The 17,359-nt window shown below is 64.7% G+C and carries 14 protein-coding genes; 10 read left to right on the top strand and 4 right to left on the bottom strand.

The window, feature by feature from the left end; all coding sequences use genetic code 11:
* The first annotated feature begins 50 nt into the window (after positions 1-50).
* The 7 genes from GEV39_RS02690 to GEV39_RS02660 all read left to right on the top strand — a co-directional run bounded on the left by GEV39_RS02690 (position 51) and on the right by GEV39_RS02660 (position 8,137).
* On the top strand, positions 51-1,106 hold the full coding sequence (locus tag GEV39_RS02690) for an ATP-NAD kinase family protein (protein WP_173887476.1): 1,056 nt from the start codon (positions 51-53) through the stop codon (positions 1,104-1,106).
* A 22-nt stretch (positions 1,107-1,128) separates the two neighbouring features.
* A complete protein-coding gene (locus tag GEV39_RS02685; protein ID WP_029886938.1) occupies positions 1,129-2,106 on the top strand; it encodes a thiamine pyrophosphate-dependent dehydrogenase E1 component subunit alpha in 978 nt (325 codons plus the stop codon).
* A gap of 33 nt (positions 2,107-2,139) precedes the next feature.
* Entirely contained in the window at positions 2,140-3,162 is a 1,023-nt protein-coding gene (locus GEV39_RS02680) for an alpha-ketoacid dehydrogenase subunit beta (protein WP_009685756.1), read from the top strand.
* Positions 3,159-4,265 carry an acetoin dehydrogenase dihydrolipoyllysine-residue acetyltransferase subunit gene (locus tag GEV39_RS02675; RefSeq protein WP_173887475.1) on the top strand — a complete coding sequence of 369 codons (1,107 nt, stop codon included), beginning with the start codon at positions 3,159-3,161 and terminating at the stop codon, positions 4,263-4,265. Before GEV39_RS02680 ends, GEV39_RS02675 begins: the two co-directional genes overlap by 4 nt.
* A gap of 52 nt (positions 4,266-4,317) precedes the next feature.
* Positions 4,318-5,382 (top strand): 2,3-butanediol dehydrogenase, encoded by a 1,065-nt coding sequence (locus GEV39_RS02670; protein WP_223809663.1) that lies wholly within the window; start codon positions 4,318-4,320, stop codon positions 5,380-5,382.
* A 349-nt stretch (positions 5,383-5,731) separates the two neighbouring features.
* Positions 5,732-7,465: a C13 family peptidase gene (locus tag GEV39_RS02665; RefSeq protein WP_173887474.1), complete on the top strand. Its 1,734-nt coding sequence runs from the start codon at positions 5,732-5,734 to the stop codon at positions 7,463-7,465.
* Positions 7,466-7,492: 27 nt separating this feature from the next.
* Positions 7,493-8,137 carry an oxidoreductase gene (locus tag GEV39_RS02660; RefSeq protein WP_009685749.1) on the top strand — a complete coding sequence of 215 codons (645 nt, stop codon included), beginning with the start codon at positions 7,493-7,495 and terminating at the stop codon, positions 8,135-8,137.
* Positions 8,138-8,164: 27 nt separating this feature from the next.
* Here the strand turns inward: GEV39_RS02660 and GEV39_RS02655 are convergent, their stop codons facing one another.
* The 4 genes from GEV39_RS02655 to GEV39_RS02640 form a co-directional block, all read right to left on the bottom strand.
* On the bottom strand, positions 8,165-8,452 hold the full coding sequence (locus GEV39_RS02655) for a YceK/YidQ family lipoprotein (RefSeq protein WP_054904355.1): 288 nt from the start codon (positions 8,450-8,452) through the stop codon (positions 8,165-8,167).
* The gene (gene ubiX, locus GEV39_RS02650; RefSeq protein WP_173887473.1) at positions 8,449-9,078 is read right to left on the bottom strand and encodes a flavin prenyltransferase UbiX; all 630 of its coding nucleotides are present in this window, start codon (positions 9,076-9,078) and stop codon (positions 8,449-8,451) included. The genes GEV39_RS02655 and ubiX overlap by 4 nt, the downstream gene beginning before the upstream one ends.
* Positions 9,075-10,424: a UDP-N-acetylmuramate:L-alanyl-gamma-D-glutamyl-meso-diaminopimelate ligase gene (gene mpl, locus GEV39_RS02645; protein WP_173887472.1), complete on the bottom strand. Its 1,350-nt coding sequence runs from the start codon at positions 10,422-10,424 to the stop codon at positions 9,075-9,077. The genes ubiX and mpl overlap by 4 nt, the downstream gene beginning before the upstream one ends.
* 66 nt (positions 10,425-10,490) lie before the next feature.
* Complete coding sequence (locus GEV39_RS02640) at positions 10,491-12,491, bottom strand: sigma-54-dependent Fis family transcriptional regulator (protein ID WP_173887471.1); 2,001 nt, start codon at positions 12,489-12,491, stop codon at positions 10,491-10,493.
* Between the two features lie 254 nt (positions 12,492-12,745).
* On the opposite strand from GEV39_RS02640, the gene exaC reads away from it, so the two are divergent.
* The 3 genes from exaC (at position 12,746) to GEV39_RS02625 (ending at position 17,355) form a co-directional block, all read left to right on the top strand.
* Positions 12,746-14,266 carry an acetaldehyde dehydrogenase ExaC gene (gene exaC, locus GEV39_RS02635; RefSeq protein WP_173887470.1) on the top strand — a complete coding sequence of 507 codons (1,521 nt, stop codon included), beginning with the start codon at positions 12,746-12,748 and terminating at the stop codon, positions 14,264-14,266.
* Between the two features lie 199 nt (positions 14,267-14,465).
* A complete protein-coding gene (gene eat / locus GEV39_RS02630; protein WP_173887469.1) occupies positions 14,466-15,914 on the top strand; it encodes an ethanolamine permease in 1,449 nt (482 codons plus the stop codon).
* 46 nt (positions 15,915-15,960) lie between these two features.
* Complete coding sequence (locus tag GEV39_RS02625; RefSeq protein ID WP_173887468.1) at positions 15,961-17,355, top strand: ethanolamine ammonia-lyase subunit EutB; 1,395 nt, start codon at positions 15,961-15,963, stop codon at positions 17,353-17,355.
* The last annotated feature ends 4 nt before the right edge of the window (positions 17,356-17,359 follow it).

Genomic DNA, 17,359 nt, shown 5'->3' with positions numbered 1-17,359 from the left:
CTGGCACCGCGCTTGCTCCTGTCTTGGCAAACAAGAATACGAGGTGCGCCATGCCGCTACCCGCCCCGCTCGTCGGGATCATTGCCAACCCTGCCTCCGGCCGTGACCTGCGCCGCCTGACGGCCAGCGCCGGGCTCTATTCGAGCACCGACAAGGCTTCGGCAATCCAGCGCCTGCTGGCGGCCTTCGGCGCCACCGGCATCGGCCAGGTGCTGCTGCCCAGCGACATGACCGGCATCGCCGCCGCCGTGCTCAAGGCCAGCCACGGCCCGGCTGCGCTCGACCAGCACTGGCCAGCTATCGAAATACTCGACCTGCCGTTGTCGCAGACCGTAGCCGACACCCGCCTGGCCACCCGACGCATGGTCGAGCGCGGCGTGGCGCTGATCGCCGTGCTGGGGGGCGATGGCACCCACAAGGCCGTCGCCGCCGAGGCGCAAGACGTGCCACTGCTGACCCTCTCCACCGGCACCAACAATGCCTTCCCCGAACTGCGCGAGGCCACCAGCGCCGGCGTTGCAGGCGGCCTGCTGGCCACCGGCCGGGTACCGGCCAGCATTGGCCTGCGCCGCAACAAGCGCCTGTTGGTGACAGTACCGCAGCAACAACTCGCCGAATGGGCCCTGGTGGAAGTGGCGGTGTCACCGCAGCGTTTCATCGGCGCCCGCGCGCTCAGCCGCAGCGAAGACCTTGCCGAAGTTTTCGCCTGCTTCGCCGAACCGCATGCCATCGGCCTGTCGGCACTGTGTGGCCTGTGGTGCCCGGTGTCGCGCCAGGCCCCGCACGGCGCCTGGGTTCGCCTCGCATCCAGCGCTGAACAGGCACTGCTCGCGCCGCTGGCCCCCGGCCTGCTGCAAGCCTGTGGCATCACCGCCAGCGGCACGCTGCTGCCCGATGTTGCCCACCGCCTGAGCCTGGCCAGCGGCACCCTAGCCCTGGACGGCGAGCGCGAAATCGAATTCGCCGAACACGACACCCCCACCATCACCCTCGACCACCGCGGCCCGCTCAGTGTGGACGTCGAGGCCGTGCTGGCGCATGCCGCCCGTCACCACCTGCTGGCCGTGCCTCGCGGCCATCGGCTGCACCCTGCAAACCCGTGTTGAGACAACCCCGGAGAACAACAACATGTCCAATCAACTCAGTACCGAACAACTGCTGCATGCCTATGAAGTGATGCGCACCATCCGCGCGTTTGAAGAACGCCTGCACGTGGAATTCGCCACTGGCGAAATCCCCGGTTTCGTGCACCTCTACGCCGGCGAAGAGGCCTCGGCTGCCGGGGTCATGGCCCACCTGCGCGACAGCGACTGCATCGCCTCGACCCATCGCGGCCATGGCCATTGCATCGCCAAGGGCGTGGATGTGTACGGCATGATGGCCGAAATCTACGGCAAGAAGACCGGCGTATGCGGTGGCAAGGGCGGCTCGATGCACATTGCCGACCTGGAGAAAGGCATGCTCGGGGCCAACGGTATCGTCGGTGCCGGCGCCCCCCTGGTGGCCGGCGCGGCACTGGCGGCCAAGCTCAAGGGGCGCGACGACGTGGCGGTGGCGTTCTTCGGCGACGGGGCCTCCAACGAAGGCGCGGTATTCGAAGCCATGAACATGGCGTCGATCATGAACCTGCCGTGCATCTTCGTCGCCGAGAACAATGGCTACGCCGAAGCCACCGCCTCCAACTGGTCGGTCGCCTGCGACCACATCGCCGACCGCGCGGCCGGCTTCGGCATGCCCGGGGTGACCATCGACGGCTTCGATTTCTTTGCCGTGTACGAGGCCGCCGGTGCGGCCATCGAACGCGCCCGTTCCGGGCAAGGCCCATCGCTGGTCGAGGTCAAGCTCAGCCGCTACTACGGCCATTTCGAGGGCGACGCGCAAACCTACCGCGCGGCGGATGAAGTCAAGAACCTGCGCGAATCGCGCGACTGCCTGATGCAGTTCCGCAACAAGACCACCCGCGCCGGCCTGCTCACGGCCCAACAGCTGGACGCTATCGACGCACGCGTCGAGGACCTGATCGAAGACGCTGTGCGCCGCGCCAAGTCCGACCCCAAGCCACTGCCCGCCGACCTGCTCAGCGATGTCTACGTCGCCTACCCCTGAGCCGCGCATTACAAGAACAACAGGAGAACCACCATGGCAAGAAAGATCAGCTACCAGCAGGCCATCAACGAAGCACTGGCCCAGGAAATGCGCCGCGACGACAGTGTGTTCATCATTGGCGAGGACGTTGCCGGCGGTGCCGGGGCGCCCGGTGAGGAAGACGCCTGGGGTGGCGTGCTGGGCGTGACCAAGGGCCTGTATCACCAGTTCCCGGGCCGAGTACTGGACGCTCCCCTGTCGGAAATCGGCTACGTCGGCGCAGCGGTCGGTGCCGCCACCCAGGGCCTGCGCCCGGTGTGCGAGCTGATGTTCGTGGACTTCGCCGGCTGCTGCCTGGACCAGATACTCAACCAGGCTGCCAAGTTTCGCTATATGTTCGGCGGCAAGGCAGTCACCCCGCTGGTGATGCGCACCATGTACGGCGCAGGCCTGCGTGCAGCGGCCCAGCATTCGCAAATGCTCACCTCGCTGTGGACGCACATTCCAGGCCTGAAGGTGGTGTGCCCCTCCTCGCCATACGACGCCAAGGGGCTACTGATTCAGGCGATCCGTGACAACGACCCGGTGATCTTTTGCGAGCACAAGCTGCTCTACAGCATGCAGGGCGAAGTGCCGGAAGAGGTGTACACGGTACCCTTCGGCGAAGCCAACTTCCTGCGTGATGGCGACGACGTGACCCTGGTCACCTACGGGCGCATGGTGCATGTAGCCTTGGAGGCCGCCAACAACCTGGCCCGCCAGGGCATCGACTGCGAAGTACTGGACCTGCGCACCACCAGCCCGCTGGACGAAGACAGCATTCTGGAAAGCGTGGAAAAAACCGGCCGCCTGGTAGTCATCGACGAAGCCAACCCGCGCTGCTCGATGGCCACCGATATCAGTGCCCTGGTGGCGCAGAAGGCTTTCGCTGCGCTCAAGGGCCCGATCGAGATGGTCACCGCACCGCACACCCCGGTGCCGTTCTCCGACGCCCTGGAAGACCTGTACATCCCTGACGCGGCGAAGATCGAGGCCGCCGTGCGCAAAGTGATCGAAGCTGCAAGGAGTGCCGCATGAGCCAGATCCATACCCTGACCATGCCCAAGTGGGGCCTGTCGATGACCGAGGGCCGGGTAGACACCTGGCTCAAGCAGGAAGGCGACCCGATCACCAAGGGCGACGAGGTGCTGGACGTCGAGACCGACAAGATCAGCAGCAGTGTCGAGGCCCCGTTCAGCGGCGTGCTGCGCCGCCAGGTGGCCAAGCCGGATGAAACCCTGCCGGTGGGCGCACTGCTGGCCGTGGTCGTGGAAGGCGAAGCCGAAGAGGCCGAGATCGATGCCGTGGTGCAGCGCTTCCAGGCCGAGTTCGTCGCCGAAGGCGGCGCCGACCAGGCCCAGGGCCCGGCCCCGCAAAAGGCTGAAGTGGGCGGCCGCCTGCTGCGCTGGTTCGAGCTGGGTGAAGGCGGCACGCCGTTGGTGCTGGTGCACGGCTTTGGCGGCGACCTCAACAACTGGCTGTTCAACCACCCGGCGCTGGCGGCCGAGCGGCGGGTGATCGCCCTTGATCTGCCGGGGCATGGCGAGTCGGCCAAGGCCCTGCAGCGCGGCGATCTGGATGAACTGAGCGAGAGCGTGCTGGCCCTGCTTGACCACCTGGGCATTGCCAAGGCGCATCTGGCGGGGCACTCGATGGGTGGGGCAGTCAGCCTGAACGTGGCGCGCCTGGCACCGCAGCGGGTGGCCAGCCTGAGCCTGGTGGCCAGTGCCGGCCTGGGCGAAGCGATCAACGGGCAGTACCTGCAAGGTTTCGTCAGCGCAGCCAACCGCAATGCCCTGAAGCCACAGATGGTGCAGCTGTTCGCCGACCCGGCGCTGGTCACCCGGCAGATGCTGGAAGACATGCTCAGGTTCAAGCGCCTGGAAGGTGTTGACCAGGCCCTGCAGCAATTGGCTGCGGCACTGGCCGACGGCGACCGCCAACGCCACGACCTGCGTGGCGTGCTGGGGCAGCACCCGGCACTGGTGGTGTGGGGCGGCAAGGACGCAATCATCCCGGCCAGCCATGCCGAAGGGTTGGAGGCTGAGACACTGATGCTTCCAGAGGCCGGCCATATGGTGCAGATGGAGGCAGCCGACCAGGTCAACCAGCAATTGCTCGCATTCCTGCGCAAGCACTGAACCCACTCCGTGAGCCTGGAGAACAACCATGAATGACTTGAGCCACACCCACATGCGCGCTGCCGTATGGCATGGCCGCAACGACATTCGCGTAGAACAGGTCCCCCTGCCAGCCGACCCGGCGCCAGGCTGGGTGCAGATCAAGGTGGACTGGTGCGGCATCTGCGGCTCCGACCTGCATGAATACGTCGCCGGCCCGGTATTCATCCCGGTCGAGGCGCCGCACCCGCTGACCGGCATCCAGGGCCAGTGCATCCTCGGCCACGAATTCTGTGGTCAGATCGCCAAACTGGGTGAAGGCGTCGAAGGCTTTGCCGTCGGCGACCCGGTGGCTGCAGACGCCTGCCAGCATTGCGGCACCTGCTACTACTGTACCCATGGCCTGTACAACATCTGTGAACGCCTGGCCTTCACCGGCCTGATGAATAACGGCGCCTTCGCCGAGTGGGTCAATGTGCCGGCAAACCTGCTGTACCGCTTGCCGCAGGGCTTTCCGGCAGAGGCTGGCGCGCTGATCGAGCCGCTGGCGGTGGGCATGCATGCGGTGAAGAAGGCCGGCAGCTTGCTGGGCCAGACCGTGGTGGTGGTGGGCGCCGGCACCATCGGCCTGTGCACCATCATGTGCGCCAAGGCAGCCGGTGCGGCGCAGGTAATTGCGCTGGAAATGTCATCTGCGCGCAAGGCCAAGGCCAGGGAAGTCGGCGCCAGCGTGGTGCTCGACCCGAGCCAGTGCGATGCCCTGGCAGAGATTCGCGCGCTTACCGGCGGCCTGGGGGCGGATGTGAGCTTCGAGTGCATCGGCAACAAGCACACGGCCAAGCTGGCCATCGACACCATCCGCAAGGCTGGCAAGTGCGTGCTGGTAGGCATTTTTGAAGAGCCCAGCGAATTCAACTTCTTCGAACTGGTATCCACCGAGAAGCAGGTGCTGGGGGCCTTGGCGTACAACGGCGAATTTGCCGATGTCATTGCCTTCATTGCAGACGGGCGGCTGGACATTCGCCCGCTGGTAACCGGGCGGATCGGGCTGGAGCAGATTGTCGAGCTGGGGTTTGAGGAGCTGGTGAACAACAAGGAGGAAAACGTGAAGATCATCGTGTCACCAGGCGGGCATTGATTGCACCTCAACCTGTGGGAGCGGGCGTGCCCGCGAAGCCGACGACTCGGTAGATGGCACCGGCTTCGCCGGTGTTCGCGGGCACGCCCGCTCCCACAGGGGTTGCGCCAGCTTTTAAGACAGGTATAGGCCCACAAGCGGCACCTCATCCTGTAGGAGCGGCCTTGTGTCGCGATGGGGCGCGAAGCGGCCCCGGCGATTTCTGCGGCGAAGCTGGAATCGTGGGGCCGCTGCGCGGCCCATCGCGACACAAGGCCGCTCCTACGGGGATGTGCGTCAGCGCAGGCGCTCGCTGTTTCAGGATCCCAATCTGCGTCATAATCGGCAGACCTATTGCCCGGTTCTCGCCATGCGTCCACTGCTCCCCATTACCCTGGTCCTGCTGCTCGCCGCCTGTGGCGATGGCGAATCGTTGCTGCCGCCGGATGCCCGCCTGCCCGACGGCGGCCGCTACCGGGGCCAGGTGGTCGATGGCCTGCTGCAGGGTGAAGGGCGGATCGACTATCCCAACGGCAGCTGGTATGCCGGCACCTTCAAGGACGGCCAGTGGCATGGCCAGGGCGAATGGCATGGCCAGAACGGCGAGGTGTACCGCGGCCAGTTCGCCGCGGGGCTGTTCGAGGGGCTGGGCGACCTGACCACACCGGGCAGCCATTATGCCGGCACCTTCAAACACGGCCGCCGCGATGGCGAAGGCACCCTCAAGCAAGCTGACCAGACCTACCGCGGCCAATTCAAGGACGACCTGTACGACGGCGCCGGCGAGCTGGTGCTGGCCGACGGCAGCCGCTACCAGGGCCTGTTCGCCAAGGGCAAGCCCAACGGCGCCGGGGTCCGCAGCGACGCCAGCGGTAACCGGTTCAGCGGCCATTTCAGCAATGGCCAACTGCAAGGCAGCGGCACCTACGACAGCGTCGATGGCGAGCAGTACATCGGCGAGTTCAAGGATAACCGTATTGAAGGTCGTGGCCGCTACGAGAGTGCCGATGGCGATGTATGGATCGGCCAATTCAAGGACGGCTCGCTGATCGGCGAAGGTGAATTGTTGGGCAGCGACGGCAGCCATTACAAAGGCACGTTCGCCGACTGGCGGCTGTCTGGCCAAGGCAGCTTGCAACTGGCCGACGGTAGCCAGTACGTAGGCGGTTTCCTCAACGATGCCTACCACGGCAAGGGGCGCCTGATCCTGCCCAACGGCAAGGTCGAAAGCGGCGTGTGGGCCAACGGTGTGCGCGTGCGCGACCAGCATGGCACGCTGCTGCCCGACCCGCTTGACCTGGCCCTGCTGAACCAAGGCCGGCTACTGCAACAGGCGCTGGCCGCAGTGCCGCGCTCGGCCCCGCCGATTCAGCTGTACAGCCTGGTGGTGGGCGGTGACGGCCAACAGAGTGTGTTCCTGCGTGAAGCCGACTACGTCAGCACCATGCTCAAGGTACGCTTTGGCGCCCGCGGCCAAGTGACCCTGGTCAACCACCGCGACCACCTGGCCAGCCGCCCCATGGCAACCCGCGAGAACCTCACCCGCGCGGCCCGCACCCTGGCCGAGCGCAGCGGCCCGGAAGACCTGGTGTTCATCTACCTCACCAGCCACGGCAGCGCAGACCACCAGTTGGTGCTCGACCAACCCCGCCTGCAACTGGCCGACTTGTCCGCCGACGAATTGGCGACGGCCCTTGCGCCACTGAAGGATCGCGACAAGGTCATTGTCATCTCGGCCTGCTATTCAGGGGGGTATATCGCCCCGCTGAAAGATGAGCGTACCCTGATCATGACTGCCGCCCGCGCCGACCGAGTCTCCTTCGGTTGCTCGGAGGAAGCCGACTTCACCTACTTTGGCGACGCCCTGTTCGCCCAGGCCCTGAACCAGACCGACGACCTGAAACAGGCGTTTGAACTGGCACGCGGCAGTGTTGCCGAAAGGGAACAAAGGGAAGGTTTCGAAGCCTCTGAGCCTCAGTTGTGGGCGCCGCCGGCGGTGCTTGAGCATTGGCAGCAGCTGCGCCGGCAACAGGCCGAAGAAGCATTGCGCAACACGACCCAGGCCAAGGTGGGCGCACAGGCAAAAACACCTGGCAACCACTAGACTTGGGTGTAACAAGGGAGAGACATCATGTACTTGACGCCTCAGCATGTCCTGCTTGCCGGTGCCACCGGCCTCACCGGTGAACACCTGCTCGACCGCCTGCTCAACGAGCCCACCATCACCCGCGTGCTGGCCCCCACCCGCCGGCCGCTGGCCGAACATCCGCACCTGGAAAACCCGGTGGGTGACCCGGCAGTGTTCCTGCCGCAGCTGGCCGGCAGGGTCGACGTTGCCTATTGCTGCCTGGGCACTACCCTCAAACAGGCCGGCTCCGAGTCGGCGTTCCGCGCGGTGGACCTGGACATGGTGGTGGCGTTCAGCAAACGGGCCCGGGAAATGGGCGCACGGCATTTGCTGGTGGTCAGTGCCTTGGGCGCCGACCCGAAATCATCGATTTTCTACAATCGGGTGAAGGGCGAGATGGAAGAGGCGCTCAAAGCGCAGGATTGGCCGCAGCTGACCATCGTGCGGCCGTCTCTGCTGCTGGGCGAGCGCATCAAGCCGCGGCTGGCAGAGCAGTTGGTTTCACCGTTGTCCCGGCTGATTCCAGGGAAATACCGGGGGATCGAGGCCTGCACCCTGGCCCGTGCGCTATGGCGCCTGGCCCTCGAAGAAGAAGACGGGGTGCGGATTGTGGAGTCGGATGAATTGCGCAAGCTGGGCAAGAAGTAAGCCGCTCCCACAGGACCGTGCAATCCATCACAGCCCCCCTGTGGCCTGGAAGCCTACACCGGCAGCAGTCAGCAAGGACAACGGCAGCAACAGGGTATCAAGCAGCATGCTCCCTGGCAGGTCCAGCCCCGGATAGCTCGGGGCTTGAGCCCCAAACCGATCCTGCGGGCAGCAACCACCGTTGATCACATACAGATCCAGACGCGTACCGGCATACACCACCGGCGCCCCTGGCTTGTTGGCATCCAGCGTGCGCACCGTGGCACAACCACTCAGCAACCCCAGCGCCAGCAAGCCGGCCAGCGCCCGTTTCAATCATCCACCCCGAAGTGGTGCTCGCCCCAACGCGGCAGCATGTCCTGGGGAATGTTCAGCAGGTTGAGAACACGCGCCACAACGAAGTCGACCAGGTCGTCGATGGTTTGCGGCTGGTGATAGAAGCCCGGCGCCGCAGGCAGAATCACCGCGCCCATCTGCGACAACTTGAGCATGTTCTCCAGGTGAATGGTGGAGAATGGCGCTTCGCGGGGCACCAGAATCAACTGGCGGCGCTCCTTGAGGGTCACGTCGGCTGCGCGCTCGATCAGGTTGTTGCAGGCCCCGGTGGCAATCGCCGACAAGGTGCCGGTGGAACACGGCACCACCACCATCGCTGCCGGAGCGCCCGAGCCCGAGGCCACTGGCGACATCCAGTCTTCCTTGCCATACACGCGGATCTGCCCATCGGCAGCACCGGTGTATTCGGTGAGGAAGGCCTGCATCGCCTGGGGCTTGGCCGGCAGCACCACATCGGTCTCGGTGGCCATTACCAGTTGCGCCGCCTTGGAGATCAGAAAATGCACCTCGCGGTCCTCGCGCACCAGGCAATCGAGCAGGCGCAGGCCGTACTGGGCGCCTGAAGCGCCCGTCATGGCCAGGGTAACGCGTTCCGGCCCGTTCACTTCAGCGCCTCGGCCAGCTTGCCATGCAGGCCGCCGAAGCCGCCGTTGCTCATGATCACCACGTGGGTGCCCGGGCGGGCCTGGCCCTTGATGCGTTCGATGATCGCTTCGAGGCTTTCGGCAACCACACTCGGTACCTTGCACTGCGCAGCAGTAGCAGCGAGGTCCCAGCCCAGGTTGGCCGGCGCGTACCAGATCACCTGGTCGGCGTCGTTGACGCTTTCTGGCAGGCCATCGCGGTGTGCACCCAACTTCATCGAGTTGGAGCGCGGTTCGATTACCGCGATCACCGACGCCTCGCCAACGCGCTTGCGCAGGCCGTCGAGGGTGGTAGCGATGGCAGTCGGATGGTGAGCGAAGTCATCGTAGATGGTCACGCCCTGTACTTCGGCAACCTTCTCCATGCGCCGCTTGACGCTCTTGAAGGCGCAGAGGCCCTCGATGCCCATGGCCGGCACCACGCCTACATGGCGAGCGGCTGCCAGGGTAGCCAGGGCGTTGGCGACGTTGTGCTGACCGGTCAGCGCCCAGTCCACCACGCCTTGCGCCTGGCCCTCGAACAGCACTTCAAAACGCGAGCCATCGGCGCTGAGCAGGCGGGCCTGCCACTGGCCACCTTCACCCGTGGTGTGTACTGGGGTCCAGCAGCCCATGCCGATGACCCGCTCCAGCGCTTGTTCGGTGGTCGGGTGGATGACCAGGCCTTCGCTGGGGATGGTGCGCACCAGATGGTGGAACTGCCGCTCGATCGAGGCCAGGTCCGGGAAAATGTCTGCGTGATCGAACTCAAGGTTGTTGAGGATCGCAGTGCGCGGGTGGTAGTGAACGAACTTTGAACGCTTGTCGAAGAAGGCACTGTCGTACTCGTCGGCTTCGACCACGAAGAACGGCGTAGCCCCCAGGCGGGCCGACACCGAGAAGTTCTGTGGTACACCGCCAATCAGGAAGCCCGGGCTCATGCCGGCGTGCTCCAGCACCCAGGCCAGCATGCTGCTGGTAGTGGTCTTGCCGTGGGTACCGGCCACGGCCAGCACCCAACGGCCTTGCAGCACGTGGTCGGCCAGCCACTGCGGGCCGGAAACATAGGGCAGGCCCTTGTTCAGCACGTATTCAACCGCCGGGTTGCCGCGCGACATGGCGTTGCCGATCACCACCAGGTCGGGTGCCGGCTCCAGTTGAGCCGGGTCGTAGCCTTGGGTCAGCTCGATGCCCTGGGCTTCGAGCTGCGTGCTCATCGGCGGGTAGACGTTGGCGTCCGAGCCGGTCACGCGATGGCCAAGCTCCTTGGCCAGCACTGCCAGCGAGCCCATGAAAGTGCCGCAAATACCGAGAATGTGAATATGCATGGTCGACCTCGCAAAACATCGAGGCAGGGTAGCCCAGGGCGCGACAAATCGCACCCGCTGTTTCGCTCAGTCGCCCCGGGTGATGCCGTGTTTGCGCAGTTTTCGATACAAGGTATTGCGGCTGATGCCCAAGTGTTCGGCGACACGGGTGAGGTGCCAGTGTTTTGCCTGCAGCACCTCAATGAGCGCTTGCCGTTCTGCGTCCTGCAACACCTCGGTACCCCCACCGGGTTCATTGTCGGACCTGTGGGAGCGGGCGTGCCCGCGAACGGGGGCAGCGCCCTCGCCTTGTGTCGGCTGGGCAGACGGCCTCGCGGGCGCGCCCGCTCCCACAGGCCCAGTGTTGCTGCGCACAATGGCAGGGAGATCCGGGAAAGTGATGCGGCCACCTTCGCAAAGCGCCACCAGGGTACGCAGCACGTTGCGCATCTGCCGCACGTTGCCCGGCCAGGCGAAGTCCAGCAGCGCCTGGCGCGCCCTCGGTTCGATGTCGATCAGTCGGCCCTGCGCCTCCTGGCGCAGCAGGAAGTCCAGCAACTGCGCCTTGTCACTGCGCTCGCGTACGGCCGGCAATGCCACTTCCAGGCCATTGAGGCGGTAATACAGGTCTTCACGGAAACTGCCCTGCTCGACCCGCTGCAGCAGGTCACGGTGGGTGGCGCTGACGATGCGCACGTCCACTGCCTGTGGCTCGCCGCCGATCGGCACTACCTGACGCTCCTCCAGCACGCGCAGCAAGCGTGTCTGCAGGGCCAGCGGCATGTCACCGATCTCGTCCAACAGCAAGGTGCCACCATCGGCCTGCAACAGCTTGCCGCGCATGCCCTCCTTGCGGGCACCGGTGAAGCTGCCACCGCGGTAGCCGAACAGCTCGCTCTCGATCAGGCTTTCAGGGATCGAGGCACAGTTGATGGCCACGAAGGGTTGGCTGCGGCGCTCACTGGCCTGGTGCACGGCCTGGGCAAAGGCCTCTTTGCCGCAGCCGGTCTCGCCGCGCAGCAGCAGTGGCACATCGCGCTCGAACACCCGCACACTGCGGCGGAAATCATTCTGCAACGCCGGGTCGAGCAGGCATACCAGCGGCTCTGCAACACGCGTGGGCCGCGGTTGAGCAAGGGGCACCGACCATACAGGCGCGCGCGCCTGCCCGCGCAGGCTGGCGAACACCTGGCGGCCGTCCAGGGTGCGCAGCGGCCAGGCCGTGCTGCCACCGGGCGTGGCGCGGCCGAACAGCTCATCGTGGCTGCAGGCAAAAAACCGCTCCAACGGCTGGCCCAGCACACCACTGCGTACGCTGCCCAGCAGGTTCAGGGCGCTCTGGTTGGCCGCGCAGATCCGGCCATCACCGTCGAAAGCCAGCAGGCCCTCGCTGAACAGGCCGACCGACTCGGCCTGCAGGTGAAAACGCAGCAGCCACTGCTGCTCGAAATGGCGCAGGAAGTAGCAGCTTTCGATCATCTTGGCCGACAGGTTGACCAAGGCCATGGTATGGAACTGGCTTTGCCGCGAAACGTCGGGGCGTGCCGAGGATACGTCGAGCACTGCCAGCAACTCGCCATGGGGGTCGAACACCGGGCTGGCCGAGCACGTCAGCCCGGTGTGGCGGCCGCGGAAGTGCTCGTTCTGGTGGATGGTCAGCGCCTGGCGCTCGACCAGGCAGGTGCCGATGCCATTGGTGCCTTCACGCGCCTCGCTCCAGTCGGCGCCCAGCCACAGCCCGGCATGCTCGAAGCTGCGCCGCTCGCTGGCCGCGCTGACGCAATTGAGGATCACCCCGCGGGCATCGGTCAGCAACACCGCATGGCCGGCCCCGGAGAGTTGCTGGTGCAGGCTGTTCATTTCGTGGTCGGCGATCTGCAGCACCTGGCGCAAGCGCTCGCGGCTTTCCAGCAAGCGCCCGTGCTCGAGCACCACCGGCGCCTCGATCACCGTTGGGTCGAGGTGGTAGTCCTCCAGGCAACGCAGCCACGAGCGGGCAATGGAGGGGTCGCTGACGCCCTCGCCAGCACCACCATGGGCCACACTGTGGACCTGCCGGGCATGGCGGCTGAAGTGATTGCTCTGCATTGTTGTAGTTCTCCGCAGATAGAGCGTGCCACCAGCATCCTCCACCGGCGAAGGCATTGCAATGCACCCACGGGTGACGTGTCGTGAACGGCACAAAATGTCACCCCCAGGCGTACCGTAACCGGCACAGGCTGGCTGCCACGTGTCCGCCACACCCGCCCAAGCCATTGATTTTACGGGTGCCGCGCACGCTGGCCCAACCTTTGCTCTACGCTTTTTACTCCCTAACAAACACAATAGCCAGGAGACACACCATGCGTTACGCACATCCCGGTACCGAAGGCGCGAAGGTTTCCTTCAAGAACCGCTACGGTAACTACATCGGTGGTGAGTTCGTTCCTCCGGTAAAGGGTGAATACTTCACCAACACGTCCCCGGTGAACGGCCAACCGATTGCCGAATTCCCCCGCTCCACTGCCGAAGACATCGACAAGGCACTGGACGCTGCCCACGCTGCCGCCGACGCCTGGGGCCGCACCTCGGTGCAGGATCGTTCCAATGTGCTGTTGAAAATCGCCGACCGCATCGAGCAGAACCTCGAGCTGCTGGCCATTACCGAAACCTGGGACAACGGCAAACCGATCCGCGAAACCCTGAATGCCGACATTCCACTGGCGGTCGATCACTTCCGCTATTTCGCGGGCTGCATTCGTGCACAAGAAGGTGGCGCCGCCGAGATCAACGAAGGCACCGTGGCCTACCACATCCACGAACCGCTGGGCGTGGTCGGGCAGATCATTCCGTGGAACTTCCCTATCCTGATGGCCGCCTGGAAGCTTGCACCGGCCCTGGCCGCTGGCAACTGCGTGGTGCTCAAACCGGCCGAACAGACCCCGCTGGGCATCACCGTGCTGCTGGAAGTGATCGGTGACCTGCTGCCCAAAGGCGTGCTCAACGTGGTGCAGGGCTTTGGCCGCGAAGCAGGTGAAGCGCTGGCGACCAGCAAGCGCATCGCCAAGATCGCCTTCACCGGCTCTACCCCGGTTGGCTCGCACATCATGAAATGCGCGGCCGAAAACATCATCCCGTCTACCGTGGAACTGGGCGGCAAGTCGCCGAACGTGTACTTCGAAGACATCATGCAAGCCGAGCCGAGCTTCATCGAGAAAGCGGCCGAAGGCATGGTGCTGGCTTTCTTCAACCAGGGCGAAGTGTGCACCTGCCCATCGCGGGCGCTGGTGCAGGAGTCGATCTACCCGCAGTTCATGGAAGTGGTGATGAAGAAGGTGCTGCAGATCAAGCGCGGCGACCCTCTGGACACTGACACCATGGTTGGCGCACAGGCTTCGCAGCAGCAGTTCGAGAAGATCCTCTCGTACCTCGAGATCGCCCAGCAGGAAGGTGCCGAGCTGCTGACCGGTGGCAAGGTTGAAAAACTCGAAGGCTCGCTGGCCACCGGTTACTACATCCAGCCGACCCTGCTCAAGGGCAACAACCGCATGCGCGTGTTCCAGGAGGAAATCTTCGGCCCGGTGGTCAGCGTCACCACCTTCAAGGACGAAGCCGAAGCGCTGGCGATTGCCAACGACACCGAGTTCGGCCTGGGCGCCGGCGTGTGGACCCGCGACATCAACCGCGCTTACCGCATGGGCCGCGGGATCAAGGCTGGCCGTGTATGGACCAATTGCTACCACCTGTACCCGGCGCATGCCGCGTTCGGTGGCTACAAGAAGTCCGGGGTTGGGCGTGAAACCCACAAGATGATGCTCGACCACTACCAGCAGACCAAGAACCTGCTGGTGAGCTACGACATCAATCCGCTGGGCTTCTTCTAAGCAACTAGCTGCAAGCTTCAAGCTTCAAGCTTCAAGCTTCAAGCCGCAAGAATAAAGCGAATCGCCCGCCGACTCGCTTTTCTCTTGCAGCTTGCAGCTTGCAGCTTCAGTCTTGCAGCTCCCTGGCTCGCTTCCTGCAGTACCCATCACCATCGGCGCGGAACCCTTCCGCCCACCAAGAAAAACAACAGGTGAAACTATGCCAAGCGATCAATCCGCCGGCTCGCCGGCAGGCTCTTCCGTCGACTTCGAGAAGGTCGGTTCGGACTATTTCCAGCAACGTGAATTGAAAAAAGGCGCGGCCGGCTGGGTGCTGCTGGTCGGCCTGGGGGTGGCCTATGTCATTTCCGGCGACTACGCGGGCTGGAACTTCGGCCTGGCCCAGGGTGGCTGGGGCGGCATGTTCCTCGCGACCCTGCTGATGGCCACCATGTACTTGTGCATGTGCTTCTCGCTGGCCGAGCTTTCCTCAATGATCCCGACCGCTGGCGGTGGCTACGGCTTTGCCCGTAGCGCCTTCGGCCCCTGGGGCGGTTTCCTTACCGGCACGGCGATCCTCATTGAATACGCGATCGCCCCCGCCGCCATCGCGACCTTCATCGGCGCCTACTGCCAGTCGTTGTTCGGCATTGGCGGCTGGATGATCTACCTGGCGTTCTACGTGGTGTTCATCGGCATCCACATCTTCGGGGTGGGCGAAGCACTGAAGTTGATGTTCATCATCACGGCCATCGCCGCCATTGCCCTGGCGGTGTTCCTGGTGGCCATGGTGCCCCATTTTGATGCAGCCAACCTGTTCGACATCGCCAAGACGGACGCCGTCGGCGCCAGCAGCTTCCTGCCGTTCGGCTATGTCGGGGTATGGGCGGCGATCCCGTATGCCATCTGGTTCTTCCTCGCCGTCGAAGGCGTGCCGCTGGCCGCCGAAGAAACCAAGAACCCCAAACGTGACCTGCCACGCGGCCTGATCGGCGCCATGCTGGTGCTGCTGGCCTTTGCCCTGCTGATCCTGGTGGTCGGCCCTGGCGGCGCGGGTTCCGAGGCGCTGAAAGCTTCCGGCAACCCTCTGGTCGAAGCATTGGCCAAAGCCTACGGCGGCGCTACCTGGATGGGCAGCTTCGTCAACCTGGTCGGCCTGGCCGGGCTGATCGCCAGCTTCTTCTCGATCATCTATGCCTATTCGCGGCAGATTTTCGCCCTGTCCCGCGCCGGCTACCTGCCGCGCAAACTGTCGGAAACCAACAAGAGCAAGGCGCCGGTCATGGCCCTGGTCATTCCTGGCATCATCGGTTTTGCGCTGTCGCTGACTGGCCAGGGCGACCTGCTGATCCTGGTGGCGGTGTTCGGCGCCACGCTGTCGTACGTGCTGATGATGGCCGCGCATATCACCCTGCGCATCCGCCGGCCGAAGATGGAGCGCCCTTACCGTACCCCTGGCGGCATCTTCACCTCCGGCCTGGCCCTGGTGCTGGCGTGCATCGCCGTGGTCGCCGGTTTCCTGGTGGACCCGCGCGTGGTGATTGGCGCCGCAGTGATCTATGCGGTATTAATTGCCTACTTTGCTTTCTACAGCCGCCACCACCTGGTAGCGGGCACCCCGGAAGAGGAATTCGCCGCGATCCAGCAGGCCGAAGAGGCTCTGAACTGACCGGCGCCACCCGCCGCGGGGCAACCCGCGGCTCTGGAGATTCTGTATGGCAAGTTTCGTACACACGGTCGGCCACCTGGTCTACCGCTTCGACAGCCTCAAGGATGTCATGGCCAAGGCCAGCCCGGCGCGCTCCGGGGACTACCTGGCAGGCATTGCGGCAAGCAACGACGGCGAGCGCGTAGCCGCGCAGATGGCCTTGGCCAATATCCCGCTGACGCATTTTCTCAACGAAGCCCTGATCCCCTACGAAGCCGACGAGGTCACCCGGCTGATCATCGACAGCCATGATGCCCAGGCATTTGCGCCGGTCAGCCACCTCACCGTCGGCGGCCTGCGTGACTGGTTGCTGAGTGAAGAGGCCAACGAGGATAGCCTGCGCGCCCTGGCGCCGGGGCTGACCCCGGAAATGGCGGCGGCGGTATCGAAGATCATGCGCGTGCAGGACCTGGTGCTGGTGGCGCAAAAAATACGTGTGGTCACCCGTTTTCGCGGCACCATGGGCCTGCGCGGGCGCCTGTCGACCCGCCTGCAGCCCAACCACCCGACCGACGAGCCGGCCGGCATTGCCGCCAGCATTCTCGACGGCCTGCTGTACGGCAACGGCGATGCCATGATCGGCATCAACCCGGCAACCGACAGCATTGCCTCGATCTGCGCCCTGCTGGAAATGCTCGATGCCATCATCCAGCGCTACGACATACCCACCCAGTCCTGCGTGCTGACCCACGTCACCACCTCCATCGAAGCGATCAACCGCGGCGTGCCGCTGGACCTGGTGTTCCAGTCCATCGCAGGTACCGAAGCGGCCAATGCCGGCTTCGGCATCAACCTGAATGTACTGCAGGAGGGTTACGAGGCCGGCCTTTCGCTCAAGCGCGGCACCCTGGGGCAGAACCTGATGTACTTCGAAACCGGCCAGGGCAGTGCGCTGTCGGCCAATGCCCACCACGGGGTCGACCAGCAAACCTGCGAAACCCGCGCCTATGCCGTGGCCCGCCACTTCAAGCCGTTCCTGGTCAACACCGTGGTCGGTTTCATTGGCCCGGAGTACCTGTACAACGGCAAGCAGATCATCCGCGCCGGGCTCGAAGACCACTTCTGCGGCAAGTTGCTGGGCGTGCCGATGGGCTGCGACATCTGCTACACCAACCACGCCGAGGCCGACCAGGACGACATGGACACCCTGCTGACCCTGCTGGGGGTGGCCGGGATCAACTTCATCATGGGTATCCCCGGTTCCGACGACATCATGCTCAACTACCAGACTACCTCGTTCCACGACGCGCTCTACGCGCGCCAGACCCTGGGCCTGAAGCCTGGGCCGGAATTCGAGGCATGGCTGGCCCGCACCGGCATCTTCACCCAGGCCGATGGCCGGGTGCGCTTCGGTGACAACCTGCCGCCGGCGTTCCGCCAGGCCTTGGCACAGCTTGCATAGGGAT

This window comes from Pseudomonas sp. NY5710 (assembly GCF_013305665.1).
GTDB lineage: Bacteria > Pseudomonadota > Gammaproteobacteria > Pseudomonadales > Pseudomonadaceae > Aquipseudomonas > Aquipseudomonas juntendi.
The sequence above is the reverse complement of the archived record's forward strand: the minus strand, read 5'-3'. Positions and strand labels throughout refer to the sequence as shown.

What these genes read in the sequence shown, in the direction of transcription:
- GEV39_RS02690 (WP_173887476.1), top strand. Translation starts at nt 51, where the DNA reads ATGCCGCTACCCGCCCCGCTCGTCGGGATCATTGCCAACCCTGCCTCC.
- GEV39_RS02685 (WP_029886938.1), top strand. Translation starts at nt 1,129, where the DNA reads ATGTCCAATCAACTCAGTACCGAACAACTGCTGCATGCCTATGAAGTG.
- GEV39_RS02680 (WP_009685756.1), top strand. Translation starts at nt 2,140, where the DNA reads ATGGCAAGAAAGATCAGCTACCAGCAGGCCATCAACGAAGCACTGGCC.
- GEV39_RS02675 (WP_173887475.1), top strand. Translation starts at nt 3,159, where the DNA reads ATGAGCCAGATCCATACCCTGACCATGCCCAAGTGGGGCCTGTCGATG.
- GEV39_RS02670 (WP_223809663.1), top strand. Translation starts at nt 4,318, where the DNA reads ATGCGCGCTGCCGTATGGCATGGCCGCAACGACATTCGCGTAGAACAG.
- GEV39_RS02665 (WP_173887474.1), top strand. Translation starts at nt 5,732, where the DNA reads ATGCGTCCACTGCTCCCCATTACCCTGGTCCTGCTGCTCGCCGCCTGT.
- GEV39_RS02660 (WP_009685749.1), top strand. Translation starts at nt 7,493, where the DNA reads ATGTACTTGACGCCTCAGCATGTCCTGCTTGCCGGTGCCACCGGCCTC.
- mpl (WP_173887472.1), bottom strand. Translation starts at nt 10,424, where the DNA reads ATGCATATTCACATTCTCGGTATTTGCGGCACTTTCATGGGCTCGCTG.
- GEV39_RS02640 (WP_173887471.1), bottom strand. Translation starts at nt 12,491, where the DNA reads ATGCAGAGCAATCACTTCAGCCGCCATGCCCGGCAGGTCCACAGTGTG.
- exaC (WP_173887470.1), top strand. Translation starts at nt 12,746, where the DNA reads ATGCGTTACGCACATCCCGGTACCGAAGGCGCGAAGGTTTCCTTCAAG.
- eat (WP_173887469.1), top strand. Translation starts at nt 14,466, where the DNA reads ATGCCAAGCGATCAATCCGCCGGCTCGCCGGCAGGCTCTTCCGTCGAC.
- GEV39_RS02625 (WP_173887468.1), top strand. Translation starts at nt 15,961, where the DNA reads ATGGCAAGTTTCGTACACACGGTCGGCCACCTGGTCTACCGCTTCGAC.